21 protein-coding genes and 1 pseudogene are annotated in these 26,964 nt (G+C 50.2%); 12 read left to right on the forward strand and 10 right to left on the reverse strand.

Going from position 1 to position 26,964, the window contains the following annotated elements:
* Positions 1-2: 2 nt before the first annotated feature.
* Entirely contained in the window at positions 3-944 is a 942-nt protein-coding gene (locus QMZ65_RS15850) for a carbohydrate kinase family protein (RefSeq protein WP_097118897.1), read from the forward strand.
* 3 nt (positions 945-947) lie between these two features.
* Complete coding sequence (locus QMZ65_RS15855; RefSeq protein ID WP_283216318.1) at positions 948-2,030, forward strand: ABC transporter ATP-binding protein; 1,083 nt, start codon at positions 948-950, stop codon at positions 2,028-2,030.
* 189 nt (positions 2,031-2,219) lie between these two features.
* On the opposite strand, the gene bamA is transcribed toward QMZ65_RS15855, so the two are convergent.
* Positions 2,220-4,658, reverse strand: coding sequence for an outer membrane protein assembly factor BamA (gene bamA / locus QMZ65_RS15860; protein WP_283216319.1), 2,439 nt, complete (start codon positions 4,656-4,658; stop codon positions 2,220-2,222).
* Between bamA and QMZ65_RS15865 the strand changes: the two genes are divergently transcribed.
* Entirely contained in the window at positions 4,627-4,827 is a 201-nt protein-coding gene (locus tag QMZ65_RS15865) for a hypothetical protein (RefSeq protein ID WP_202404597.1), read from the forward strand. The genes bamA and QMZ65_RS15865 overlap by 32 nt on opposite strands.
* 35 nt (positions 4,828-4,862) lie before the next feature.
* Here QMZ65_RS15865 and QMZ65_RS15870 read toward each other — a convergent pair whose 3' ends face one another.
* Complete coding sequence (locus tag QMZ65_RS15870) at positions 4,863-6,272, reverse strand: MFS transporter (protein WP_283216320.1); 1,410 nt, start codon at positions 6,270-6,272, stop codon at positions 4,863-4,865.
* A gap of 116 nt (positions 6,273-6,388) precedes the next feature.
* Here QMZ65_RS15870 and QMZ65_RS15875 point away from each other — a divergent pair, with 116 nt between their 5' ends.
* Positions 6,389-7,243: a helix-turn-helix transcriptional regulator gene (locus QMZ65_RS15875; RefSeq protein WP_097118766.1), complete on the forward strand. Its 855-nt coding sequence runs from the start codon at positions 6,389-6,391 to the stop codon at positions 7,241-7,243.
* A 107-nt stretch (positions 7,244-7,350) separates the two neighbouring features.
* Here QMZ65_RS15875 and QMZ65_RS15880 read toward each other — a convergent pair whose 3' ends face one another.
* From QMZ65_RS15880 to QMZ65_RS15885, 3 genes are all read right to left on the reverse strand, one after another.
* Entirely contained in the window at positions 7,351-8,253 is a 903-nt protein-coding gene (locus tag QMZ65_RS15880; RefSeq protein ID WP_097118765.1) for a LysR family transcriptional regulator, read from the reverse strand.
* Between the two features lie 182 nt (positions 8,254-8,435).
* The gene (locus tag QMZ65_RS25370; RefSeq protein ID WP_502921532.1) at positions 8,436-8,723 is read right to left on the reverse strand and encodes a YmdA family protein; all 288 of its coding nucleotides are present in this window, start codon (positions 8,721-8,723) and stop codon (positions 8,436-8,438) included.
* A 1,621-nt stretch (positions 8,724-10,344) separates the two neighbouring features.
* On the reverse strand, positions 10,345-12,159 hold the full coding sequence (locus tag QMZ65_RS15885; RefSeq protein WP_097118896.1) for a bifunctional diguanylate cyclase/phosphodiesterase: 1,815 nt from the start codon (positions 12,157-12,159) through the stop codon (positions 10,345-10,347).
* A gap of 715 nt (positions 12,160-12,874) precedes the next feature.
* Here QMZ65_RS15885 and QMZ65_RS15890 point away from each other — a divergent pair.
* Positions 12,875-13,114: a helix-turn-helix domain-containing protein gene (locus tag QMZ65_RS15890; protein WP_176505782.1), complete on the forward strand. Its 240-nt coding sequence runs from the start codon at positions 12,875-12,877 to the stop codon at positions 13,112-13,114.
* Between the two features lie 166 nt (positions 13,115-13,280).
* Here QMZ65_RS15890 and QMZ65_RS15895 read toward each other — a convergent pair whose 3' ends face one another.
* Both QMZ65_RS15895 and QMZ65_RS15900 read right to left on the reverse strand, forming a co-directional pair.
* A complete protein-coding gene (locus QMZ65_RS15895; protein WP_176505781.1) occupies positions 13,281-13,454 on the reverse strand; it encodes a hypothetical protein in 174 nt (57 codons plus the stop codon).
* A 232-nt stretch (positions 13,455-13,686) separates the two neighbouring features.
* Positions 13,687-15,342: a methyl-accepting chemotaxis protein gene (locus tag QMZ65_RS15900; RefSeq protein WP_097118764.1), complete on the reverse strand. Its 1,656-nt coding sequence runs from the start codon at positions 15,340-15,342 to the stop codon at positions 13,687-13,689.
* A 951-nt stretch (positions 15,343-16,293) separates the two neighbouring features.
* Here QMZ65_RS15900 and QMZ65_RS15905 point away from each other — a divergent pair.
* Positions 16,294-17,493 carry an MFS transporter gene (locus QMZ65_RS15905; protein ID WP_097118763.1) on the forward strand — a complete coding sequence of 400 codons (1,200 nt, stop codon included), beginning with the start codon at positions 16,294-16,296 and terminating at the stop codon, positions 17,491-17,493.
* Between the two features lie 153 nt (positions 17,494-17,646).
* On the opposite strand, the gene QMZ65_RS15910 is transcribed toward QMZ65_RS15905, so the two are convergent.
* Complete coding sequence (locus QMZ65_RS15910) at positions 17,647-18,537, reverse strand: LysR family transcriptional regulator (protein ID WP_097118762.1); 891 nt, start codon at positions 18,535-18,537, stop codon at positions 17,647-17,649.
* A 156-nt stretch (positions 18,538-18,693) separates the two neighbouring features.
* Between QMZ65_RS15910 and pckA the strand changes: the two genes are divergently transcribed.
* Positions 18,694-20,313, forward strand: coding sequence for a phosphoenolpyruvate carboxykinase (ATP) (pckA, locus tag QMZ65_RS15915; protein ID WP_097118761.1), 1,620 nt, complete (start codon positions 18,694-18,696; stop codon positions 20,311-20,313).
* A gap of 165 nt (positions 20,314-20,478) precedes the next feature.
* Here the strand turns inward: pckA and QMZ65_RS15920 are convergent, their stop codons facing one another.
* Both QMZ65_RS15920 and ptsJ read right to left on the reverse strand, forming a co-directional pair.
* Complete coding sequence (locus QMZ65_RS15920; RefSeq protein WP_097118760.1) at positions 20,479-21,198, reverse strand: type 1 glutamine amidotransferase; 720 nt, start codon at positions 21,196-21,198, stop codon at positions 20,479-20,481.
* Between the two features lie 34 nt (positions 21,199-21,232).
* Entirely contained in the window at positions 21,233-22,561 is a 1,329-nt protein-coding gene (gene ptsJ / locus QMZ65_RS15925; protein WP_097118759.1) for a MocR-like B6 salvage transcription factor PtsJ, read from the reverse strand.
* 123 nt (positions 22,562-22,684) lie between these two features.
* On the opposite strand from ptsJ, the gene QMZ65_RS15930 reads away from it, so the two are divergent.
* From QMZ65_RS15930 to proP, 5 genes and pseudogenes are all read left to right on the forward strand, one after another.
* Entirely contained in the window at positions 22,685-23,431 is a 747-nt protein-coding gene (locus QMZ65_RS15930) for a YggS family pyridoxal phosphate-dependent enzyme (RefSeq protein WP_283216321.1), read from the forward strand.
* A 4-nt stretch (positions 23,432-23,435) separates the two neighbouring features.
* Positions 23,436-23,666 (forward strand): cytoplasmic protein, encoded by a 231-nt coding sequence (locus QMZ65_RS15935; RefSeq protein WP_160834131.1) that lies wholly within the window; start codon positions 23,436-23,438, stop codon positions 23,664-23,666.
* A gap of 85 nt (positions 23,667-23,751) precedes the next feature.
* A complete protein-coding gene (locus QMZ65_RS15940) occupies positions 23,752-24,234 on the forward strand; it encodes a glutathione peroxidase (RefSeq protein WP_283216322.1) in 483 nt (160 codons plus the stop codon).
* Between the two features lie 22 nt (positions 24,235-24,256).
* Positions 24,257-24,721, forward strand: a pseudogene (locus QMZ65_RS15945) (Qnr family pentapeptide repeat protein); the annotation flags it as partial.
* A gap of 459 nt (positions 24,722-25,180) precedes the next feature.
* Entirely contained in the window at positions 25,181-26,689 is a 1,509-nt protein-coding gene (proP, locus tag QMZ65_RS15950) for a glycine betaine/L-proline transporter ProP (protein WP_160834133.1), read from the forward strand.
* The last annotated feature ends 275 nt before the right edge of the window (positions 26,690-26,964 follow it).

Genomic DNA, 26,964 nt, shown 5'->3' on the forward strand with positions numbered 1-26,964 from the left:
ACATGGACTCTACCGCCACGCTGTATGTGGTCGGCAATATTAACGTCGATTTGATTATGGGCACCCTCGACCACTGGCCGCAGCGTGGCACCGAAGTGATGATGAATCACAGCGAATTGCGACCGGGCGGATCGGCGGGCAACTGTGCGTTAGCGTTAGAAGCGATGCAGGTGCGTCATCGTGCGGTGGCAAATCAGGGCGATGACGGCTTAAGCGCCTGGCTGGGCAGTTACTTCCCGCACAGCGTCGCCCACTGGACGCGCTATCACTGTGAAACCTCACTGACCGTGGGTGTGACGCACTCCGATCACGAGCGATCCTTCCTCAGTAATCTTGGCCATATCGTGCGGCTCACCGCCGAAGATGTGCTGAATCAACTGCCGCTGCGTGCCAGTGAAGGCGATATCGTGCTGCTGTGTGGCACCTTCCTGTGCCTGCAACTTTACAACGAATACCCGCTGTTACTGAGTGAGTTGCAGCAACGCGGATTTACCACCGCCGTGGATACCGGATGGCCGCCGCAGGGGTGGACCGAAGAGGTTCGCCAGCAGATGACGCAGTGGTTACCGCTGTGTGACTGGCTGCTGCTCAATGAGGTCGAAACGCTGGGCCTAATGGACGCGGAGAATCTTAACGTGGCCGCCACCCAACTCGCACAACGACTCAGCGGCCGCGGCGGTTGCGTGGTCAAATGCGGTGCGCAAGGCGCAGGTTGCTGGCAATCACATCAGCACATCAATCAACCCGCTAAGCCCGTCACCGTGGTAGATACCATTGGCGCAGGCGACAGCTTTAATGCCGGTTTTCTCACTGCGCTGCTGCATCAGCAGAATATCACCACCGCGTTGCAATGGGGCATCGCGGTGGCGTCACTGGCAATCAGTACCCAGCCACGTCGCTATCCCGACTGGCATCAACTGCAACTTTCCGCACAGGAGCGCTAAATCATGGCCAGTGTTGAACTCGTAAAAGTGGCCAAGCGCTACGGCAAACAATCGGTTCTGCATCCGCTCGACCTTACCATTCCCGACGGCAGTTTTACCGTACTGGTCGGTCCGTCCGGCTGTGGTAAATCCACCTTATTGCGCCTGCTGGCGGGGCTGGAGAGCCTGTCGGATGGCGCAATCATGATGGATAAAGTGGCAATCAACGATCGCGATCCCGCCGATCGTGATATCGCTATGGTGTTTCAAAGCTATGCGCTTTATCCGCATCTGACGGTGGCAGAGAACCTCGCGTTTCATATGCAGGTGAAGAAAGTGAAGCGCGAAGAGCAGCAGAGCAAAATCGAACGCATCGCCGGGATTCTCGGCATTGATAAACTGCTCGGGCGCTATCCGCGTGCGTTATCCGGTGGGCAGCGCCAGCGTGTGGCGATGGGACGCGCGATGGTGCGCAATCCGCAGGTGTTCTTGTTTGATGAGCCGTTGTCCAACCTCGATGCACAGCTGAGGATGGAGTTGCGTGCGGAGATCAAATCCCTGCATCAACGCTTCAAAACCACCATGGTGTATGTCACGCACGACCAGGTGGAAGCCATGACCCTGGCCGATCAGATTGTGGTGATGAAAGAGGGACGCATTGTGCAGCAGGGTGCACCGCTGGCGATCTACGATCGTCCGGCAGATACCTTCGTGGCGCGTTTTATCGGATCACCGCCGATGAACCTGTTACCGGCGAAATTGATTACCCGCGCTGGCATTCCGGGTGTGCAGTGCCAGGATTTATGGCAACCGCTACCTCTGCGCTGGCATGCGGCGGCACGCGATCGCGAAGGGGCTAAGGTGACGCTGGGCGTGCGTCCTCATGATTTACTGGAAGCCGAAACTCGCGCACAAGCTAAAGTAAAAGTGGTCGAAATCACCGGTGAATCAACGTTATTGCACCTTGAATGGCACGGTCACGCCATGCATATGCAAATCGCCGGGCGTCATAGCGCGGTGAGTGGCGATCAGATTCGTATTGGATTTAACGCCGAGAAGATTCATCTGTTTGATGCAGAAAGCGGATTACGCCTGAGCGAAGGTTAAATAATATAAAAAAGCCACCCAAATGGGTGGCGAAATATATTGATAGAAAATGCATAACAACGATGATGGCAGGCACTCATTCCATAAGCACCGTACCCTGACTATTTTACGCAAACGGCTATTTTATTCTGTTCTCTCTGTTTAAAGATAACGTAAATCTTACTTCTTTCTTTAACAGAGAAATAACCACTACCAGGTTTTCCCGATATTAAACTGGAACTGCTCAGACTTATCGCCTTCATATTTTTTGATCGGCAAGGCATAAGAGAACACCAGCGGACCAAGCGGCGATTGCCATTGTAATGCCAGACCGCTGGAAACACGGATTTCACTCGGATCACCATAATCCGGAATGCCTGCCGCGCGCGTTGCCGCGGTATTTTCCCATTTGGTATCCCAAACGGTACCGGCATCGACAAAGAACGAGGTGCGCAGTGAATCCGCATAACGATCGCTAACAAATGGAGTCGGGACGATTAACTCCGCGCTCGCCACAGCCATCGCATTACCACCCACCGCATCATCCGATTTATTCACCGAACAGTTGCCATAGCTGCTTTCGCTGCCGGTGCAACTGTAATAAGCCGCTTTTGGACCGATGGTATTGGATGAGAATCCGCGCACGGAGCTGGAGCCGCCGGCGTAGAAGTTGTCGTAGAACGGCACTTCTTTGCCACCGAACCCATCCGCATAGCCCGCTTTGGTGCGGCCCATCAACACCCAGCGATGGTCACTGCTAAGCGGTAAGTATGCGTTGGCACTCAGCGTACTTTTGTAATAGCTGTTGGTCGATCCGGGGATCGTCACTTTGGTATTAAAGCCAGCGGAAACCCCCGACGTTGGGAAGAAACCACGGTCTAATGAGTTGTAGTTCCAGCCAATGTTCCAGAAGAAGTCATTGGCGACAAACTTCTCATCGCTGGTGGCGTAATCGTCATCATCATCTTCATTGGTGGTGATCACTTTCGGATGGATGCCCTGCGATCCCAGATAGCGCCACATCGAGACCTGTGGTGCCATATTACTGACGCGGTTGTAGGTGTAATCCAGCCCTGAACTCAGATTACTGTTTTCGCTGATCGGGAAGCTTAACGTACTGCTGGCACCAAAACTCTTCAGCGTGTATTCAGACAGGTCATTATCTTCGGCGCTGTAGTCGTTGTAGAACAGTTTACCGCCAAGACTCACGCCATCCACGGTGAAGTAAGGATTGGTGGCAGCAATCTCAACATAGGTTTGATAACTGTTTTTAGTGCCGCTAAAACTCACGGTATTACCGGTACCCATCCAGTTATCCTGGCTGACGCCAAGCTGGTAACTGATGCCGCTGTCGGTGCCGTACCCAAGACCCACGTTGAAAGTGCCGGTGTTACGCTCTTTCACCTTATACACCACATCGACCTGATCAGGGCTGCCGGGCACACGCTGGGTATCAACATCGACGCTTTCGAAATAGCCGGTACGATTGAGACGGGCCTTACCTTGATCAACCGCATCGCTGGCTAACCACGACCCTTCCATCTGGCGCATTTCGCGACGTAACACCGAATCCTTCGAGGTGTCATTGCCGCTGAACTTCACCTGACGCACGTAGAAACGATGCCCTGCTTCAACATTCACATGCAGTTTAACGGTTTTGTCTGCATCGTTAATTTCAGGCTGAGAACTGACTTGCGGGAAAGCATAGCCGTAGCGACCGAGCAGCGCTTTGATCGCGCCTTCGTTCTCAGTAATTTTGGCACCGCTGTATAAAGCCCCTGGCGGTATATGGGCCAGTTTCTCAATTTCGGCGGAGTGTCCCGCCATATCGCCGTTCAGGATAACATCGGAAATATGGTAAACATCGCCTTCATGAATATTGACTGTCAGATAAATACTTTTCTTATCGGGTGTTAAACTCACTTGCGTTGAATCAATATTAAAACGTGCAAAACCGCGATCGAGATAATAGCTACGCAGTGTTTCTAAATCGCCGGACAGTTTTTGTTTCTGATATTTCTGATCGGCAATAAAATTCCACCAAGGCACATCATCACGCAATTGGAAGTGCGAGATGAGTTCATCTGATGAGAAGGCATGATTGCCGACAATATTGATCTGCTGAATCTTCGCGGATACACCTTCGGTAAACACGAACTTCAGGTCGACACGATTGCGTGGCAACGGCGTGACCACAGCTTCGACGCTGGCAGTGTATTTACCCGCGCTGTAGTAGAAATCTTCCAGCCCTTTTTCAATATCCGATAATGTGGTGCGATCCAGCGCTTCGCCGACCCGCACACCGGTGGCGTCGAGATTTTGCTTCAGCTGATCTTCTTTGATTGCCTTGTTGCCGGAGAAGGAAATGCTCGCAATGGCCGGCCGTTCTTTCACACGAATGAGCAGCGCATCGCCATCGCGCAGCACTTGCACATCTTCAAAGTTGCCAGTGGCAAATAGCGCACGAATGGTGTTACGAATATCGTCATGTGTGACGCGATCGCCCACGCGTACGGGCATACTCAGCATTGCTGCACCCGGTGCGACGCGTTGCAAGCCGTCAAAGTGAATATCCCTGAGGGTGAAATCGTCTGCACCAAAGGCTGTGGTGGTTACCATGAAAAGTAACCCGGTTAACATCTTTTTCATCTGCTATGAGCCTGCCGTTTTCCATTCAACGCATTTCTGCCGCACCACAAAAAAACGGGCTGAACACGCGGTTCAGCCCGTTAGTTGCGGCGATATGTTCCGGAAAAAAGACCACTGCGCCAAAGGTAAATTCAGCGCAATCAACGGATTTTCGCTTACCTTACAGTAAGCTGAAAAGCCGCTGCAGAAATCACAGCATAAGGATTACCCTTCCGCCGTCACCGGCTGGAAAGTGCGACGGTTCAGACTGGTCAGAATCACCAGCGTCACCATCATTAACAGCTCGACGCCAAGGGTGCCGGAGATGGCCGCCAAATGATTGCCATGCACATTTATCTGGGTGAACACGCCTCCGAGCAGCATCGGGCCCAGGCCAAGTGCCGATTGCTGTACGGTGGATAACACTGCGCTGCCCGCGCCCGCCTGGTGATGCGGTACACCGCTCATGCCGATACGGTAGAAGGTGCTGACGATAAATGACTGACCAAAGCCAATCAGGATGGTGGCCGGCATCAGGGTAAAGACGCCAACATCAGGCCAGGCAAACTGGAAAGTCCCGATCAGTGCAATCAAACCGACCATCTGGATGCCGCAACCGGTCAGTAACGTGGTGCGTTTACCAAAGCGTTCCACCATGCGCGTTGAACGCATCGCGCCGACAAAGTAGGCAGCGCCCAGTGCGATAAACGCGTTTCCCGACTGAAATGCAGTTAAGCCAATGCCTGACTGCAGCGTCAGCGCTACCGCGAACATAAAGCCGCTCCAGCAGGAGAAGAACAGCACCGCCAGGGTTAAACCAAAACGAACGCTTGGCAGACGCAGCAGCGAAGGGGGCAGCAACGGCGAACCACCTTCTGCTTCCAGACGCAGTGAACTCTGACGCAGGCGATGCAATAACACCGGGAACAGCACCAGCAGCAGAATGCACGGCCATGACCAGTGCAGCAGCGGACCGAGCGCCAGCGCTAGCATCAAACAGCCAATCGCGCCTGCAAGCAGCAAGGTGCCGCTGACATCCACCGGCACGCGCTGATGATTGTGGGTTTCAGGCACAAAACGTCGCGCGGTGATCAGCACAAACAGGCAAATCGGCAGGTTGATCAGGAACACGCTGCGCCAGCCGTAGCCGCCGATATCCGCTTTGATCAGGAATCCACCTAACACCTGGCCAATGATAAAGGCCAGCCCGCCAATGCCGCCGTAAAGGCCAATGGCGCGCGCGTGCTCCCTGCCCTTCATGGTGACATGCATGGTGGCGAGGATTTGCGGCACGATGAAAGCCGCGCCTACACCCTGCAATGCGCGAGCAAACATCAACAGACCGACACTGTTGGCGATGCCGCATAATAAAGATGCAATACCAAAGATCCCTACTCCCGCCAGGAATATCCGACGACGTCCGTAGTTATCCCCCAGGCGTCCGCCCATCGCCAGGCAGATGGCGAAAGCAATGCCGTACACGGCGACAATCAGCGCCAGCTCAATCGATGTGGCGCGCAACGTATGCGCCATGGCATCCAGCGCCACGTTGACAATGGAAAAATCGATCATGGGCAGCAGTTGCCCTGCCAGCAGGACCACCAGTCCCGCGCGTTGAAGTTGCGATGTTTGCATCGGTTTTAACCTTGTTTTTAAGTGCAGTACGGCATAGCATCACCTAACTATTAAACGGGTACCAGTGCTTGTTTATCATGGTATAAATACTACCCGTCTCGTTTGGAGATCTGCTCATGAGCACGGCTACTGCCCCCGTCACGGCTGAATACAACAATCGAAAACTGCTTGGCACTTTTTTACGCACGCGTCGTGAAAGTCTCGACCCTAATCGTCTGGGTTTGCCGCATATGCGTCACCGCCGTACACCCGGATTACGCCGTGAAGAAGTGGCGCAGTTAGCGGATGTCGGCGTGACCTGGTATACGTGGCTGGAACAGGGTCGCGATATCAAAGCCTCGCCAAAAACCCTGACGGCCATTGCCACGGCATTGCAGTGCAACGATGTCGAGACGCAGCATCTGTTTTCCCTTGCCGGACACTCGTTGCCATCGGTACGGGTGGCCGCTGCCTGCTGCAAAATCGCGGCGCATAATCAGCAGATGCTGGACGCGATCCAGTTACCGGCGATTATCGAAACACCGCGTTTCGATATTCTTGGCTACAACGCCGCATGGTGTGCGCTGATGGATGTGGATCTGGCCGGGATAGCTGTGGAAGATCGTAACTGCATCTGGCTGGCGTTCAATCATCCTGCCTGGCGCAAAGCGATGAGCGACTGGGACGACGTGATGCCACAAATGGTGGCGATGTTTCGAGGGCAAATGGGCGAACACCTTGGCGATCCGCACTGGGAAAGTTTTCTCGCTCGTTTGCTGAATAGCTCGGATGAATTTGCCCAAACCTGGCAACGCTACGAACTGGGCAAGGTGGAAAATCGGCTGAAGCGTTTTTACCGCGAGGAAGTGGGTGAAATGACGCTGCGCCAGAATAACTGGTGGTCTGCTTCACGCAACGGCGACCGCCTGCTGGTGTATGTACCGGATGATGAGCAGAGTGCGGCGTCACTGCAGAAATTGATGAAACGGTAAAAATCGGCCTCCTCAACACTATGCTCAACATCCAGTGATGCAAACGGCTGGAGCGGTCTTCAGGCCGCTGCAGCCGCACAACCTCAGAGTGAGGTCAGGGCTTCGAATTACCAGCGCTTTTCCGCAAACCAGGCCACCAGCCATTCGGTCAGGGCACTGATTTTCGCCGACTGAAGTTGGCTGGAAGGTTTCATCAGCCAGACGCCATCTTCCCCAACCGCCTGCCAGTCAGATAGCACCGGCACCAGCGATCCTTCGGCCAGCTCCTTTTGCACCAGCCAGTTGGCCGCCAGTAATACGCCCATGCCTGCCTGCGCGGCCAGCACCAGTGCATCCATTTCATCGCTTTCAAAACGCGTTTGCACCGGTACCGCGATTTGATGGCCGCCTTTCTCCAGCCGCCATTCCGGCCAGCTGTGCATTGGGGTAAATCCCAGACAGTCGTGTTGGCGGAGGTCCTGGGGCTGGCTTAACGCGGGATGACGATCCAGATAATCTGGCGCCACGCACAGCATTCGGCTGGTATCCGCCAGCTTACGCGCTATCAGTCGGCTATCGGTGAGCACGCCGATGCGGATCGCCATATCAAAATTATCCCCCAGCAAATCGACGTAGCGGTCGCTGCAATTCAGCACGATGCGAATATCGGGATAGGCCTGCAAAAAGCCCGGCAACGCCTGCGCCACCCAGCTGCGACCAAATGAGGCTGGCACGGTTAATCGGATGGTGCCCGCTGGACGCGCGGCCAGGGCCCGCGCTTCTTCTTCCGCTTCCCGCAATAGCTCATCAGCAAGTTCGATCTTCTGACGATAGCGCTGCCCTTCTTCCGTGGGACGTATCCGCCGCGTGGTGCGCTCAATCAGGCGAATGCCCAGCCGTTTTTCTAACGCAGCGATGCGGCGCGAGACCACGGAGATATCACGTCCTAACTTACGCGCGCCAGCGCTAAAGCTGCCCGCACGCACCACCGCTAAAAACGCTTCGCGTTGGCGAAAATCGTCATCCTGCATTATTGCTCCCTGTGCAATACTCATTTGGTTTTGGCATTGATTATAGCGCCTGTTTTCGCGACACACTGACTGAACTATGAAAACAGGCAGGAGTTTATAACCCACCTGATTTTAGGCCCCCATTGCAATACGGAAATGAATTATCATTCAAGTCTGTTAATAAGCTCTATAACAAAAATCGTTTATTGGTAATCCACATCCAGTATTGCAACTTTTTTATTATCATTAATATGTCTGAGCAGGGCCGTTGAAATGACGTTCCCTACCGACATCTTAATATTAACTTTATCGAACTCTACATTATCCGTTGTGACCTGGCTGTCACGGATGCATGTAATTTCCGCCATTGAATTAGAGGTTTGCGTGGTACAGGTAGATTCGACTATAAGTCCCGTAAAGGTAACCGTTCCGCTGGTGTCTGCATTCAGAAAAGCAGTGGCGGAATTTGGGTTATTGCTTGGTGAGATAATCTTGTAACAATGGCGTCATGAGTTTAATGAGACATTGTCAGCGTCATTCATGAGTAAAGAGGTGTTGAGATCAAATATAATCAGGTCTTACGCCTTCAATACTCATGGCTACGGTCAGGTCATCAGCGACTTTTCACATCGTCAAAAAAGGGATGATCATTTGCTGTACAGAAAGGCATGTTGTTCACCTGCATCATTAATATAACGAAATTCAATGCTAAATGAATCAGGAAAACCGATGAAAATGAAAAAAATTTGTCAGAAAAAGGTCGTATCAAAAGATCGGTGTCCCGCACATCAGAATTTAATGGTCCGGCGTGGAGGCTGACTGCAATCACCGAGAGATGATTAGCGGGATCCAGCACCCTTTCTACCGCTGTAAATTAAAACATTTTTTAAAAAACACTATTGACCTCTAATTCTATATGAGTAAATTAATACCCAGCAGCACAATAAAAATCGATATTAAGTTTCTGAATAGTACTAAGTTGTAATAACACCGTTTGGCTTTAAAGGCCACGAAGTTTATTGTTTGGGATGTAGTTGCTTTCAGGCCTGGTTATAAATGTGCTGGTTAGCAAAATGGTAGTAAAACGCGACGATGTAAGGCCTTGTTTTTTATCTGCTGACGGTGTGTTTTGTGTACGGTAAGTGGCTCAGCAACGGGCAACGCATCAAAGAGTCTATATCGCTATGGAGGATGTGCTTGTTTAAAGTTGCCACGCTCGGTTTCTGAAAGCGAAGGCAAGTGTTTGACGAGATAAATAGAGGGAGGCTTTTAGTATTCATACCCAATATTGTCTGAAGTAAACGGGTTCATTTAAACGCAGTACAAATAGCAGTATCATTCTATTAAGTCTATTAATGTCAATTCTGAAGTCCGACGTACCTTAAAAGCCATGGCTGCAATGGTCGGGGCTTTTAAGATAATCCCCCTCCTTTGAAAGCTAAGTTCTCATAAGAAACCGTCAATAAAACTCATCATAATGATCCCATTCGATACCCCTCTGATGCGCTATTGGTAGGGATGTACTGACTGTGGCTCGTTCCCATCGGTCATGTTTGTTCAATGATGTTAATGAAGTCATCGTTAAAAAGCACGACTAATGACCGTCTTTTGCTTATCGCTCACAAACAATGATTCTGTAAGTATGACGGTGATACCGCAGCCTTACTTCCTGAAGAAACAATGCCTCACTGTAATGTGAAAAGTGTGACGCATCTCTGTAACGAAAAACATTCTCCAAGGCTGCGCTGATGACCCGATAGCAGATGGCGATAATCCTTCTGTACCCAAAAGGGCACATGACGACTAAATCCTTGGTAATAATTCGGCTCCCATCAGGGAGCCATTTATTTCCGGTGCTTTGCAGCTGAGTTGTCGAAGAAAAACGGTCGATACATGTTTAAAGCGCGTCGGTTTGAAAGGCTGCCTACGCTTAACGCAGTAAATTACGGCCCTACACACCTGTTATAGTCGTCAATACAATATCACTTGCACAATGGTAATGACTGGATCTATCGACATGGCTGCGCATTGTTAATCTCCTACTGCGCGCTGTCAGCGCAAAATTAAGGGTCATGAACCGCGGTATATACTTTCCAGCCCGCAGGTTTCAGGTCAGATACCTGTATAACCGGGTTGAAGATTACTCCTGCACTGGTCGCGAAGTTTCCAGGAAAGCCACTTGTCGATCTCCTCATCAGGCAGGGGTCGAGAATAAAAAAAGCCTTGCGCTTGATCGCAACCATAATCCTTCAGCGCGGATACAACATTTGCATCTTCAACTCCTTCAGCCACCACCGTATAGTCAAGGTCCTTCAGCATGTTAATAATGCTGCGCGCAATGATACGGGATGCGGTATCCGATGAAATTTCACTGATAAGTGACTGATCCAGCTTAATGATGTCAAGAGGCATACGCCTCAAATAACCAATGTTGCTGGAGCCCGTGCCAAAGTCGTCCAGCGAGATATTAAATCCCTTCAGCTTCAGCCTTTCCAGCCCGCGCATAGCTGTTGGATTTTCGATAATACGTTCGGTCTCCATGCACTCGATGCCCAGCATTGAGGTGGGCAGTTTTGACCTGATCATCTTATCCTCCAGCATACTGGCAAAACCCTCGCGCGCAATATCGTGGCTCCCAACATTGATCGTAATGGGAAGCTGGATGGCGCTGTTGCGCAGCCTCTTTAGGCGGCCGATTGCACGGTCTGTGACCCAGCCCGTCAGTTTGCTGAGCAGCTCTGTCTGCTCTGCCAGGGGTACAAACAGCGCGGGTGAGAGCTCGCCACGAAGCGGATGGCGCCAGCGCACCAGTGCCTCCAGCCCCAAGGGCTGCCCGGTCCGCAGGCATATTTTCGGCTGATAAGCCAGCCACAGACCATTATCTTCTCTGATCGCGGCGACCAGATCGTTCATCAAAACTCCGTCATCCCTGGACTGGATATCGGACGTCTGGCTGAAGCGCATAGATGGCATACCCAATGCAATGGCCTCATGCAGCGCGCTGATGGCACGGCGAAGTGTTTCATGCGCTGGGGTTTCTCCGCAGACAAAAGTTGTCTCTCCTGTGCGGGTACTGAGAGCTAAATAGATGCCGTCCCCAAGTTCGGCGTTGATTCCCTCCATACGTTCTGCGATCCACTCGGCGCTCAGGGGACTGCCAGCTCGCGTCAGCAGGGCAAATCGCCCGGTGGCAATGGTATAAAGTGATTCACTTTTGGCTGGCCGCAGGCGCAGCGGCAGCAGTGTAGCCACATCCTTGAGCAGGGTTTCCAACGCCTCAATGCCAATTGATCGGGCGAGCTCATAGGCACGCGGCATGTCAATGCAGTCTATGAGTATGAGACGGCGAGGCGCAGGGTCTGGCGATGCAGCGAGATACTGCAGGTCGCGAATGAGACGCTGGCGATTGGGAAGTCCGGTGACCGGATCCACAAAACCGGCGGAGTGCCACCCCTCCAAAAAGGACATCACCAGCGAGGCCAACTGTGTAAGGGTTTCAAGCTGCTCCGCGCTGAACGAGTGAGGAGCGGTATCGGTGACACACAGCGTGCCAAGCACGATACCCTCACGATTTTTCAGCGGTACGCCGGCATAAAACCTTATGAAGGGGGCTCCAGCGATGAGTGGATGCATAACGAAGCGGGCGTCCAGCCTTGTATCCGGCACAATGACAGGGCTGTCGCTGTCCACCACATATCGGCAGAGGGCATTCTCGCGTGTCGATTGTGTAAGGGCAAAGTTATGTGCGGCCTGTACGTGCTGGTAGTCGTCATCGAGTACGGAGATAAAGCTACCGGGAATGCCAAGGGCCTGGCTCGCTAGCTGCACGAATTTGGACAACACCTCGTCGCGGCTTTCGTCTGGGTGGCGCAGCACATTCAGCGCCCGCACACGGCGATCGATGTCGCTGTTAAGATTTATTAGCATGAGTTCCTCCGCCCCGGCCTGGATCCGGTGCGAAATAAAAATTTGAAAGCGGTAAAAAGCCATTTTCAGAGATGCGACCAGAAAAAAATCAGGTGACTTCCCTCATCAAAATTCACTATAGGCGTGATTGGTTTTAGTGCCAGTTAATGACCATAGTGAAACGATTAAACCAGATAAAAATTTTGGTTTAACCCTAATTTAATAGGTTTTATTTCCCGCCCCATCAATTTTTATCCATTGATAGATATAGCAAAATAAGCTGAGGTTTCTGAAAATAAAGCAAGAATGACAGTGACTAAACAAATTTACAAAAATTTTCACCTTAAGTCGTTAGCGCCATACCGTGGAATCCACCGAAGTCTTCACGATAACCTTCCAAGTGTGGCTTTTTCAAATGGCTTTTATTGCTCTATGCCACAGACTTATTTCTGTATAAGAGTGGAATAAATGCTCATTCGTCAACACCTTAAATCAGCTGACGTGCTTTTTGTAAGGATTGAGTAAAAATAAAGAATTACCTGCGAAAGGAATTATAAATTTTTGATTCGGGCGTTAAAATAAAGAAAATCAATGATGAGTTTAAGATTTAAACCTTATGCCGAATGGTTTTGGCATCATGACGGAGAACCATCGCAACAATTGATTGTAATAAAAAATTCATAAAAAATTAATGTTTATCATTATGTTTAAACCTCATACAGGTAAGGAGTGTCCTTTGGGAAATCAGATTATGAATCGCCCCGTCATTGTCAGTTCCAATGTCAGAGAGCTTCGAATGGCTGCGGGTTTGTCGCAAGAGGCAGCAGCGGAGAGGTTCAATCTTAGCCTGCGCGTATGGCAAATGAAGGAGGCCACAAAAAATCCCGGTCTGCTGAGTCAGGGAGAATACGAATTACTTTTGCTCCTCGCCGGACGACATCCCTTTTATACCGTCATCCAGAACGCCAGGAAATAAAATGTTGGATTCAGTATGCCTCAAAAATGAGGCACGCGATGGCGAATTCGGACACATGTGCAGATGACCATGAAAGACACCTCACTTTTTCATAAAATTATGCGTCAGTAAAGCGCCCGAAATTACCGTAATTTTTTTATTTTTCTACAGAGAGATGAATCTGAAACTATCCTGCGCTGCTTGACTCCGACTCTTTTTTGAACATCAAAAAGGCGTTACGCAGATTTTCAATCAGATTATCCAGAATACCGAAAGAGAGTTGAATGGCTTCAGTGTGAATAAAAAGATCAGTGTCATTTTCTTTAAACCACTGCCAGAATACTGAATCTTTTGACAGCATGAGGATAACCTTCTGATATCGCTCAAGGTGATTTAAATTATTAATAAATGTTGTCACGTCGGCATATTTCTTATTCCTCATCTGCCATAGCAGCACGTTTGCATGCTCGCTGATAAGAATAAGTTCCTGATGTTATTGATGGTACGACGTTTTATCCATTATTATTTTTCATATCGGTTTTATTTTAAATTTTAGTGGGCCCGACGGTTTTGCTCACCGGGCCGTCATTTTCTCAAAAACTTTGCCAGCTACCTTCCAAATCTGCCTGAGGTGCTGCCCGATTTAACGATGGACGTGATACTGAAGTACGGGATGTTTCCGCGTTGATGGAATTCAACTCCTTCGGAGCGTTCAGGGTAAAAGCTGACACCAGATTATTTAGGGTAGAGGCCTGCTCCATGAGTGAGTGGGACGCTGCGGAGGCTTCCTCTACCAGTGCCGCATTTTGTTGTGTCACGTCGTCCATCTGGCTGACCGCCTGGTGCACCTGCCCTATCCCCAAGGTCTGCTCCTGAGCGGCAGCCGCGATTTCATTCACCAGATCGTTGACCTGCCGGATGGCGTCATTCATGCGGTTCATATTGTTGCCGACCTCTTCAGCCTGCGCTGAACCGGTGCGAACAAACTGCATCGAAGATTCAATCAGCTCTTTAATCTCCCGGGCAGAGGTGGATGAGCGCTGGGCAAGATTTCGCACCTCTCCGGCAACCACGGCAAATCCACGCCCCTGCTCACCAGCTCTTGCAGCTTCCACCGCGGCATTAAGCGCCAGAATATTAGTCTGAAACGCGATACCTTCAATAATGGAAATAATGTCGGTAATTTTCACCGCACTGCTGTTGATATCAGACATGGTCTGCAACATGCCCTGAACTTTATCCGTGCTATCATCTGATATCAGGCGGGTATTATGTGAAAGCTGGCTGGCCAACTGGGTATTTTCCGCTGTCTGGCGGACAGTTTCACTCAATTCTGACATGCTGGCAGCGGTCTGTTCCAGCGAGGCCGCCTGCTCTTCCGTCCTGGACGATAGATCCTCGTTACCGGCAGAAATCTGAGCCGATGCGGTACTGACAGAGCCAGAAGAGGCGCTCACAGATAACAGGGCTTTTGAAAAAGCAGCAATAAGATGATTAAAAGCCTTGGATGTCAGGCCAATTTCATCCCTACGGGATTCATCTGCACTCAGCGTTAAATCCAGATTATTACTGACGTTTTCCATAACGGTACGCATGCCACTAAGGCTGGTGCGAATGTTTCGTATGGTTAACATGGCCAGCGCACCCAGAAGAACGACGACCAGCGTTGAGCTTATCAGCATGCCCCAAAAGGTGAGGAAGTAGGTGCGATCATTTTTTTTGCGCAGTCCGTTACCAATTTCCAGATTAAGTTGGAGTTGTTTCTTATATCCAACAATCAGGTCACGAGCAAGCTGGCCGACTCCATTATTGCCCTGCAAGAGCGCAAGCGAAAGATTACTATTTAGGGCACGTGAACTCTCCAGAAAGGCAGGGAGTTTATTACTGAGCTCTTTCATAGTGGCTATTGCGCTCTCAGTCATTCGTCGGTCCTCATCACTAGAGATCTCATTCTCAAGATAAAATTGATTAAGGGCATTCATCTCATCTATCCGCGCATTAATCTCTTTCTCAACGTCAGACATTCTCGCTGCGTCTGGTGAAGTCAGGTGTCGGTACATCCAGATAGTGAGTTCGTTAGACCCACTGACCAATTTACCCAGATCAATAACAGAGGCAGTAGCGTTGGACTGAATGTAATGAAAGCGCGTTTGAAAACCTGAAATAACCACAAGAGAAGTAATAACAACAGCAATAATTGCTGCAGATAACAATGAGCAAATTAGGGTTAACCGCTGGGAAATATTCATGCTTATTCGCCTGATTTGAGAGAAGGAAAAACGTGAACTGATTCAATTGATCAGGTTATCGGCAGGGAGAATGAAATGCTTAGCATTAATATTTTATGATTAATTACCATCCTATTGGAGCGTCACACTGCAGTGTTGAACTCAACGTTATTGTCATTCTGGATGATAAGCTCACTAAACTGGGAACTCAGCGCAAATGCCATTTGGCCTGGCGTTAGATTGAGATGAAAGACGCAAATTGGTTTGTACTGTGACTGAGGATCATTGGCAGGACAATAAAATCTGGTTCTACGAATCAAAATTAATGGCAGAAAATCTCTTCTAAACATAGTGATACGTAAACTCCGAATACTTTAAACTGAGTTGCTGAAAAAAATTCGCTGAAGTCCCGTGCCAATCATCATAGAGCTTTCCTGACTTAGAAACCTTCGCTTGTTCGACTTTTTCTCTCGTCCCGCCACAAGCGTTCTTAAGCAGTAAATATCGCCACGTCCCTATGGTCTATATTAAGCCTGACTTAAGTAAATATGCGTGAGTGACAATTTTGCGCTAATGTTTACTGCATGATTTCCCTGATTACACACATTATCAACAGGAGCAGCACACATCTCATAAGGAGACAGATTATGACTGATTACCCCCCTACCGATTCTATTGCGAACCAATGCTTATCACTCATTTGAAACCGCAGGTTAGGGCATCGAACCCAGGTAAACGCCCTATTCTGGTACCTACCCCTTGAACTTAAACGCCCTCAATTCAATCATGAGTTCCGCAAAGCGAGGCGGTGCGGACGTTGACGAGGCGTGAGATGAGCACTATTTTTTGAGCGAGGTTCAAGACGATTAGCAACAAGGTTCCTCAGCCACAAAATTATCAAAAGATTGGCCAATCAACCCTGACCAGGCGCAGGGTATTTTAGGACGATAAAACTTTTCGGGGCGGGTGTTGATGAGATTACGTTCACTGCAGGTTCTCTGTCTGCTCAACTTCTTTATCGCTGATGTGCGGGATGGGCTGGGGCCGTTTCTGGGCATTTTTCTGGTATCCCACCACTGGCGAGCGGAAGAAATTGGTCTGGTGATGACATTGGGCGGATTAGCTGGACTATTGGCTACCTTCCCCGCAGGGATAATTGTCGATGCCACCCGTTTTAAACGACTGTTGATTGTTACTGCATCTCTGCTGATTACCTTAAGCGCCCTCGCCCTCTGGTATTTCCCCACATCTGCTGTGGTTATTTTATCGCAAATTATTACTGGTATTGCGGCAGCTGTCGTCGCGCCAGCGATTGCGGGTATCACCTTAGGTATCACCGGTCAAAAAGGTTTTTTGTCACAGATGGGACGAAACGAAGCTTTTAACCATAGCGGCAATATGACGGTGGCGGTGCTGGCGGCCATCACCTGCTGGATCTGGGGCACCGGTTCGGTATTCTTGCTGATGACCACAATGGCGGTGTGCGCGGTTTTATGCACTTTAGCGATCAACAAAAACGACATAGATCACGATGTGGCCAGAGGAATAGAAAAGCATGAAGGTTCTACCGTGTCTGTCTCTGTGTTGGCATTACTCAAGCGACCTGAACTGGCAGTAACAGGGATAACCTTGCTTCTTTTCCATCTGGCCAATGCAGCGCAACTGCCAATGTTAAGCATGCAGGTCGCCTCCTCTTCCACGGAGTCTCTGTTTTCACCTGGCACCTATGCTGCCCTCACGGTCGCTATTTCTCAAGCGGTGATGATCCCCGTCGCATTGCTTACCGCAAGGTATGCATCACGGTATGGTTATGCCAGACTTGTCGTTATTGCGCTGATTGTACTGCCATTTCGTGCGGCGATTGCGTCGTTCTGGAGCAATGAGTTCGTGTTGTTTCCCGTACAGGCACTGGACGGTGTCGCTGCGGGTATTTTAGGCGTTGCCGTTCCCGGACTTATCGCCTCATTATTCAATGGTTCAGGACATATCAACGCCGCGCTTGGGCTCGTTATGTTGCTACAGGGATTGGGAGCCTCACTCAGTCCGGCATTGGCTGGTGCCATAGTCAGCCACACCTCATGGAGCTTTGCCTATCTTGTTTTGGCAGGCATTGCGCTTTGCGCCGTTTTCATATGGATAATATTCAGCAAGCATGTGTTTAAATCACTTTAGCCTGAACAAAAAACGTTGTTGGGAATAATATGATGGCGATTGATTGACATAGCGCATGAATCACACGTATTAATCACGCTGATGAAAATCCCAAAAAACATCCCTGGCGCTCATTTTTATCCTGAATATCCTTTTCAGGCATAAAATTTTACTTTAGCCATCAATGTTTCGCCCCTTAACGTAGCGCCAGAAACGTTCCGCCGTCAGGTTTAAACGCGCGCCAGATCGATAAACATAAGCCGATATCTTCAGCGAAAGGCTGTGATCCATGATCGCCAGCCTTCTCTCCTCCAACTCGCGCTGAATCGAGTAATCCGGCAGCCAGCCAACGGCATCGCCTTTCAGGATCATTCTCTTCAGCAACTCGCTCATCGATGAAACGAAGGTCAGAATGAAGGTGGTATTGGGTATGCGATCAATCACCTGATTGACCTGACGCCCCATATAACTGTCATTGGCATACTTGACCAGCGGCAGTGTATCGCCATTGATGGAGAAAATCGGCTTACCGTGCTGGTCACAGGGTGAAACCAGGTGCAGCGCGGAATCGAAAATTTTGTGATTGATAAACGGATAATTCATCAGCTCTTCATTATAAAAGGACAGGATGAAATCACTTTTCCCCTCTTTCAGGTTAAATACGGCATCGTTGACGTTAATCGATTCAACAAAGAAAACTTTATCAGGGCTGTCACGGTAATCCGCCAGTATATCGGGCAGCAGCAGGACGGAAAGCGAAGGCGCCGCATCGATACGGATACTCTGCTTAAGCTTATCTTCCCCCTTAATTCGGCTGATCTGGAAGTCCATATCGTCGAGCATGTTCCTGGCATAGCCGACAAATATCCTGCCCTGCGGCGTCAACTGTGGCGGGTTCACTTCACGATTAAAGACGCTGAAACCCAGGTTCGATTCGAGTGCCTGAATCCTTCTGCTAAACGAGGATTGCGAAATATTTCGTCTCTCTGCCGCAAGCGTAAAGCTGCGGCATTCTTCTAATGCAATCACATCATAGAACCACTTCACTTCGAGGTTACTTAGCACGTCTTTTCTCCAATTGCAGCCCCCAATTCTATGCATTTTTTACATGACAAATGATTTATATGCAATTTCTGCATCAAAAAGCCAGTGCTACTATCCATCCCTTACTCGGGTCGGCCCTTGCCGCCTCGCCAATCATCCAATGAGTCAGGGTATTTTATGAGCGCAATTAAATCTGTCATGCAACATCTCTCAAGCCTTGGCATCAACGATGTCAGCGAGATTGTTTACAACCCGAGTTACGAATTGCTGTTCGAGCATGAAACGTCAGCCGAGCTTAAAGGCCCGGCGCGCGGAATATTGACGACGTCTGGTGCGGTTACCGTTGATACCGGCGAATTCACTGGCCGTTCTCCACGCGATAAATACATCGTTCGTGACGATGTGACGCGAGATACCCTTTGGTGGTCCGATGCTGGCCTGGGGCGCAACGATAATAAACCGATGTCCACTGAAGTATGGGCACACCTGAAATCGCTGGTAGCCGATCACTTATCTGAGAAAGCGCTGTATATCGTGGATGCCTGGTGTGGTGCCAGCGCGGATACCCGTCTGGCCGTGCGTTTTGTCACTGAGGTGGCCTGGCAGGCGCACTTTGTCAAAAACATGTTTATCGCCCCGACCGCCGAAGAACTGGCAAGCTTTAACCCGGACTTCACGGTGATTAATGGCGCCGGTTGCGTCAATCCGCAGTGGCAGGAGCAAGGGTTAAACTCGGAGAACTTTGTTGCCTTCAACCTGACAGAGAATATCCAGCTGATTGGCGGGACCTGGTACGGCGGCGAAATGAAAAAAGGGATGTTCTCAGTGATGAACTACCTGCTGCCGCTGAAGGGTATTGCGTCAATGCACTGCTCAGCGAACCGTGGCGAAAAAGACGACGTGGCGCTGTTCTTTGGCCTTTCCGGCACCGGTAAAACCACACTGTCGACCGATCCGCGTCGCCAGCTGATTGGTGATGATGAGCACGGCTGGGATGCTGACGGCGTATTCAATTTTGAAGGCGGCTGCTATGCCAAGACCATCAATCTGAAAGCGGAATCTGAACCGGAAATTTATGGTGCTATCCGCCGTAACGCGCTGCTGGAAAACGTTGTCGTTCGTGAAGATGGCAGCGTGGATTATGCCGATGGCAGCAAAACCGAGAACACACGCGTCTCTTATCCACTGTCGCACATCGAGAATATCGTGCAGCCGGTGTCTCGCGCGGGTCACCCTTCACGCATTATCTTCCTTGCTGCGGACGGATTTGGCGTGCTCCCTCCGGTTTCACGTTTGACGCCAGAGCAGATGCAGTATCACTTCCTTTCTGGCTTCACCTCCAAGCTGGCGGGCACCGAGCGCGGCATTACCGCTCCGACGCCAACGTTCTCAGCTTGCTACGGAGCGGCTTTCCTGATGCTGCATCCAACGCAGTATGCTGATGTGCTGCAGGAAAAGGTCGCACAAAGCGGTGCTGAAGTGTGGCTGGTGAATACCGGCTGGAACGGTGCAGGCCAACGTTTGTCGCTGAAAGATACGCGCCAGATCGTCAACGCCATCCTCGAAGGGGAAACTGGCGCAATGCGTGAAGAAACACTGCCGATCTTTGGCCTCGCCATTCCGCAGGAGATTGCTGGCGTCGATGTGAACACACTCGATCCGCGTAACGGCTGGGCATCCCCGGCAGATTGGCAGGAAGCGGCCGAGAAACTGGCACAGCTGTTTATCAATAACTTCAAACAGTACAGCAACAACGAGGCCGGTGCGCGTATTGCGCAGGCAGGTCCGCAATTGTAATTGATGGCATATAAGATGGATGTCATACAGTGGCACTCTGTCGCCGCCAGTGAGGCGCTAAAAGCTGACTGAACTGACGCTGCCCCGCGTAAAATCGCCGGGCAGCGTTATTAATTAATAGAGCAGAAAGAATGCCAGGCACAGTTAGCCTGACGTACTCAGTGCTTATGCTGATTTAAAACGAGCTTCCAACTTATCTAAAAAGCCAAACAGCACCTGATTCATCTCGCTGTAGTCGTGTGCACGAAGTTCTTCTGGCGTGTTGACGAACCGGTATTCTGCGGCGCGATTCAGATCTTTCTCTGAATGCGCGATCAGCATTTCCACAACCTCTAGCGTCAGTTCCATATGGCACTGGAAACCATATACGCGGTCTGAATACGCCACGATCTGGCGCGGGCAACCTTCGCTGTAAGCGATGATTTTTGCATCTGCCGTCAGACCCGGCATGTCGTTATGCCAGTGCCCCACTTCCAGCGTGCTGGCAAAGTGAGAGAACAGTTCGTCCTTACTACCCTCTTCTGTCAGCGTGATCGGGAATTTACCAATCTCTTTTTCAGGGCTGTGAGCGAAAGATGCGCCTAGCGCTTCACCAATCAGTTGTGAACCGAGACAGATACCGATAACGGCTTTACCGGTTTGAACCGCCGAAGCAATCAACGCCTGTTCACCTTTCGCATTAAAGTGCGGGCATTCAGCTAATGTGGTGGAGGGATCTTGTGGCCCTCCCATCACAATCAGAAAATCGATACCTTCCGCGTCTCCTGGCAACTTATCACCGGCGTAAACCCGCGAGTAAGACACATCATGGCCGTGATTAATGGCCCATGTTTCGTAGGCGCCGGGTGCCTCAAAATCTTCATGTACGATGAAATGTACGCGCATTGCAGAGAACTCCATGAGTAATGTACTGGCCTGTTCAGACCTTATTGGTAGCCTGAATCTGACGCTGCTGTGACAGAATCCCGGCCAGGGATTTTGCGATTAATTCAGTTTCGGGTGCATCAAGCTCAGAGACGGTGATCCGTAACCCTGAACGCGTGCTGTCCAGCATGAATCCTTCTCCGCCGCGAACCAGCCAACCCCGTTGCGCCATTTGCATTACCGTTGCCGCACTGTTGTGCGCTAAAGGAACCCACACGTTTAAGCCGTCGTGATGTTCTGAAACGGTGACGCCGTGCTGTTTCAACGCGCTGACCAGCAATTCTCGTTGGCCCAAATAGCGCCTGCGTGCGGCCAGAATGGATTGCTGAAAGTCAGGCGAACGCATATGGCCCGCAGCCATATCTTGCAAAATATGGCTGACCCAGTTTGTCCCGGCATTCAGGCGTTGACGCAGACGCTGTGAAGTTTCTTCATCACTGGCAACAAAGGCCATGCGCATATCAGGACCAAGAAACTTGGACAGGGAGCGGATGAGCACCCAGTTACGGGTATTTGCCGGAACAATGTGGTGATAATCCTGTGTTGAGAGCAGAGAAAAGTGGTCATCCACAATCACCAGTACCTGCGGATAACTTGCCAGCAAAGTACGTATGCCCTCTGCCCTGCCAGCGCTCAGGCCAAAGCCGGTTGGATTGTGGGCGCGAGGGGTAATGATCACCGCCTGGACGCCCGCAGAAAGCTGACGTGATAGTGCCTCAATCTGCATTCCTTCCGTATCCATTGCTACAGGCGCAGCCTGCAGACGATTGTGCCGCAAGGTGCTGATGCTACTCAGGAAGCAGGGGTCTTCAACCGCCACGCGATCGCCTGCAATCAGGTAACTGGCAAGCACCCTCTCAACCGCATCAACCGCACCGTTGGTCAAATTTAATTCAAAGTGAACATCGAGATCGGGTTGTAGCCATTCGAGACCCGCCGCCTCAAGTTCAGGGCGGATTTCCGGTTCGCCGTACAAACCCGGTGTATTTTGAATATGCGTAACAAGTTGGTTAACAGAGGGAAGAACCGAAGATGCAGGATTGCCACTGGCGAGATCGCGTATCGCCAGGCCCGGTGCGCTGCCTTCAATATCAATCGTCGCGATCGGTTCACGCACAATGGTGCCGTTTCTGCCTCTGGACAGCACAAAACCTGCATCCGTGAGGCGCTTATAGGCCAGAGCAACCGTGTTGCGATTAATGCCCAACTCACCGGCTAAATCACGTAGTGTAGGAAGCATCGTGCCGGGCGCGAGTTCACCGGACTGAATCTTTGCGCGAATCTGATCGAAAATATCACCCGCTGTTTTTCCGTTTATCTTCATTGATCTGGTACAAATAAAAGTTTAGCCTAGGTCAATGTTAATTGACTGCTGAGCGCTTGTCTATACGCCATGAAAAACACCGAAATCAGAACCTTAAATCCTGACACTCAGCCCCGTCACGACATGCATAATCGTTGGCCTCGCGCAGAGAGTGTGCAGGATTTCATCGACAATTTGGCCGCCGTGCAATCCCGAATCGATGCAGCTTGCCTGCGCGCGGGGCGTGATGTATCCGACGTTCGCCTGCTACCCGTCAGTAAAACCATGGATGAAAACCATATCCGTCTGGCGCATCAGGCCGGATGTAAGTTGCTGGGTGAAAACAAAGTGCAGGAAGCATGGGGGAAATCGCAGGCCATGTCAGATCTCACTGACTTGAGATGGTCTGTGATTGGTCATCTTCAGTCCAACAAAGCCAAACTGGTTGCCAGATTTGCCAGTGAATTTCAAGCTCTGGACTCACTCAACACGGCAGTGATACTGGATCGGCGTTTACAGCTTGAAGGCCGCACGCTGGAGGTGTTTGTGCAGGTGAATACCTCTGCTGAACCGAGCAAATATGGTTTGGTTCCTGAGCAAGTTGCGGACTTCATGGTACAACTGAGCCCGCTCAAAAACCTGCGAGTGATGGGGCTGATGACATTGGCAGAATTCAGCTCAGATGCCGATCGTGTGCGGGCCTGCTTTATCCGTTTGAGGAAACTGCGTGATGGACTTGCTGATGTGTATGGCCATTTGCAGCTGTCGATGGGGATGTCGGGTGATTTCGAAATCGCTATCGAAGAAGGCGCCAATGTGGTGCGCGTAGGTCAGGCCATTTTTGGTGCCCGCTCGCTCCCAGATGATCACTTCTGGCCAACAGGAGACTAAGGCAATGATCACGACGCACCGCCTCAGCGTGTACCTCAATAACAACCTGGTCGGTAATCTTGACTGTGAAAGTCATCAGGCCGATGCACTCATCACAAAAATTCAGAGCGCACTATCTGCCGAAGAGGGATGGTCTACTGTCAGATGGGTTTCGGATCAGGAAAAACGTATTCTTGAGAGTAGCCCTACGGGTATCAAACTTATAAGCAGTGAAAAGCTTTTCCGCCAGGCATAAATCTATCGCGACAATCGACAAGCAGCGCCTTCAAGCAACGTGGTAATGTCGACGTCGAACTGTTTTCTGCTTTAAGGAAGCCAACATGACCACTTTCCATCAACTTACCGCCACCAGCCTGAGCGGCCAGCTTATCTCCATGGCTGATTACGCTGGCAAACTGGTTTTGGTAGTGAACACCGCCAGCCATTGCGGCTTCACGCCACAGTACGCAGGCCTTGAAGCGCTTTATAAGAAGTATGCCGCCCAGGGGCTGATGGTGCTGGGGTTCCCTTGCAATCAGTTCGGAAAGCAGGAGCCCGGTGATGCCGACGCGATCTCGCAAACCTGCCACATTAACTACGGTGTAAGCTTCCCGATGTTCGAGAAGGTGGAGGTCAACGGAGCGGCTACGCATCCGGTGTTTGGTTATCTGAAAGACGAATTACCCGGCGTGCTGGGCGGTAGGATCAAGTGGAACTTCACTAAATTCCTCATCGGACGCGACGGCAAACCGATTAAGCGTTTTGCACCGTTTACCACGCCAGAGAAAATGGAATCTGCGATTATAGCTGCACTTGAAATCTAATCATTCCTGAGCGTCATTCGCGCTGAAAGATGCCATCTTTAATAGTTGCGATCTTTCCATGGCGGACTTTAGAAACGTTAGTGCGCTGGGTATTGAGATTCGTAGCTGTATGGCACAAGGTGCCGATTTTCGCGGTGCCAGTTTCATGAACATGATTACAACCCGTACCTGGTTCTGCAGTGCATACATCACCAAAACAAACCTCAGCTACGCCAATTTATCCAAGGTGGTATTAGAGAAGTGCGAGCTATGGGATAACCGCTGGATTGGTACTCATATTCTGGGCGCAACATTCAGTGGTTCAGATCTCTCAGGCGGTGAGTTTTCTTCATTTGACTGGCCTTCTGCCAATTTCACTTATTGCGATCTGACTAACTCGGAGCTAGGTGAAATCGATGTGCGTGAAGTTGATATGCAGGGCGTGAAGCTGGACAACTACCAGGCCTCATTAATATTGCAGCATCTTGGCATCTCGGTTGTTAATTAATAAGCTGCATGTTAACCACTCATTTTAAATTTATCGCATTGCTTGAGTGAATGAATACGGACTGCCAGTAAACAACATATTATGGCAATACCGCTAGTCATCAGCACAAGGTCGATTGTCTGGCATGGTCGACCATATACTATTCACCCCATCGTGTTGCCTTCACTCCTGTCACGGAATGAAGGCGCAGTGACGATGCCTAGGGGCCTGTGAGCTTAACCAGCATCAGTGAGTCCGTCTTGCCCACTGAGAACGCCCGTCCTTACGTCTCAAATCTTCGCGATTACTTATATACGTCAGCCTAAAAAAGCCGCTAAATCGGGGTTTCTCCCGGCAAATTGTAAATTTATGTCTATGCTGTATCAGGATCATGAGCTTTTGCTGGGTTCACTATGACGTTTTACTGTTTGTTTATAACTAGATATCAATCAAAAGTAATTGATTTTTAAGGGAATGGGAATGCTTAGTTTAAGACGTAAAAAGGTTAAACCGATGCGGTTGAAGGACGTGACAATCATTGATGATGCTCGTCTCAAGAAGGCGATTACCGCCGCCGCTCTGGGTAATGCCATGGAGTGGTTTGATTTTGGGGTATACGGCTATGTCGCAGCCGTTTTAGGCAAAGTTTTTTTCCCGGGTGCCTCGCCTGGCATTCAGATCATCGCCGCTTTGGGCACATTCTCGGTTCCGTTCATCATTCGTCCGCTAGGGGGAATGTTCTTTGGCGTATTGGGTGATAAATACGGCCGTCAGAAGATTCTGGCCATCACCATCATATTGATGACCTTCAGCACCTTCAGTATCGGACTTATTCCTTCCTATGCCACCATCGGCTTCTGGGCGCCGGTCTTGCTGCTGATTGCAAAAATGGTTCAGGGATTCTCGGTGGGAGGCGAATATACCGGTGCTTCAATCTTTGTGGCGGAATACTCACCCGATCGTAAACGCGGATTTTTAGGCAGTTGGCTTGATTTTGGTTCGCTGGTTGGCTTCGTCTGTGGCGCCGGTGTGGTTGTGCTGCTCACCACGATCCTGGGCCAGGAAACCTTCAATGACTGGGGCTGGCGCATCCCCTTCTTTATGGCGTTGCCATTAGGTTTAGTCGGCCTTTACCTGCGTCATGCGCTCGAAGAGACCCCAGCATTCCAGAAACATGTGGATTCACTGGAAGAAGGTTCCAAGCAAGGTTTGAGTGAAGGCCCTTCTGTTCCTTTCAAAGAGATTGCACGCAAACACTGGCGAAATCTGATCTCCTGCATCGGCATCGTTATCACCACCAACGTGGCTTATTACATGCTGCTGACTTATGTGCCGAGTTACCTGACCCACAATCTGCACTATTCAGAAGACCGTGGCGTTTTAATCATTGTCGTTATCATGCTGGCGATGCTGTTTGTGCAACCGGTGATGGGATTACTCAGTGATAAATTTGGACGTCGTCCGTTTATCATTATTGGTAGCGTGGCAATGGTGCTGTTATCCATTCCCTCCTTTATGCTGATTACTCATCACAGTTTAGTCGCACTCTTTTTCGGATTGTTGATTCAGGCGGTCATACTCAACTGTCTGATTGGCGTGATGGCCTCGACCCTGCCCGCGTTATTCCCGACAGAAGTGCGTTACAGCGCGTTGGCCAGCACCTATAACATCTCCATTTTGGTTGCGGGTATTACCCCTACCCTTACCGCCTGGTTAGTGGAAGTGACAGGCAACCTTTATATGCCGGCATGGTATCTGATGGTAGTGGGTGCGATCGGTGTGGTGACCGGTTTTACCGTGAGGGAAACCGCTAACAAACCGCTCTATGGTGACACCCCAGCTGCCTCCTCGCTTGAAGAAGCCAAAGAGTTGCTGCAGGAGCATCATGATGGCATTGAGCAGCGCATCGAGGATATTGATGAACAAATTGAGGAGTTGAAAAATAAACGCCGCAATTTAGTTGCTCAGCACCCCGAAATCACGCAATAAATAACAGCCGCTGCCTCAGGGCAGCGGATTCCCCCCTCAATCGCTCTTCCTGACACAGAAGACTTATTATCGTCTATACTTTCAGTGAGTTGGTTTATTCACTATTTTTAATTAAAACTCGATAATGATGAAATTGTTTTCATCAGAATCAATGATGGGTATTAAATTAATTTCATTATTAGCGAATAGATAGTTAGCAGATAACCGGATAGACAACGGTTACTGAATATGTAATTTACCTGACAATGATATATTGTCAGCTGAGAATGAGGGAA

Source organism: Pantoea sp. EABMAA-21 (genome assembly GCF_030053335.1).
GTDB lineage: Bacteria > Pseudomonadota > Gammaproteobacteria > Enterobacterales > Enterobacteriaceae > Pantoea > Pantoea communis.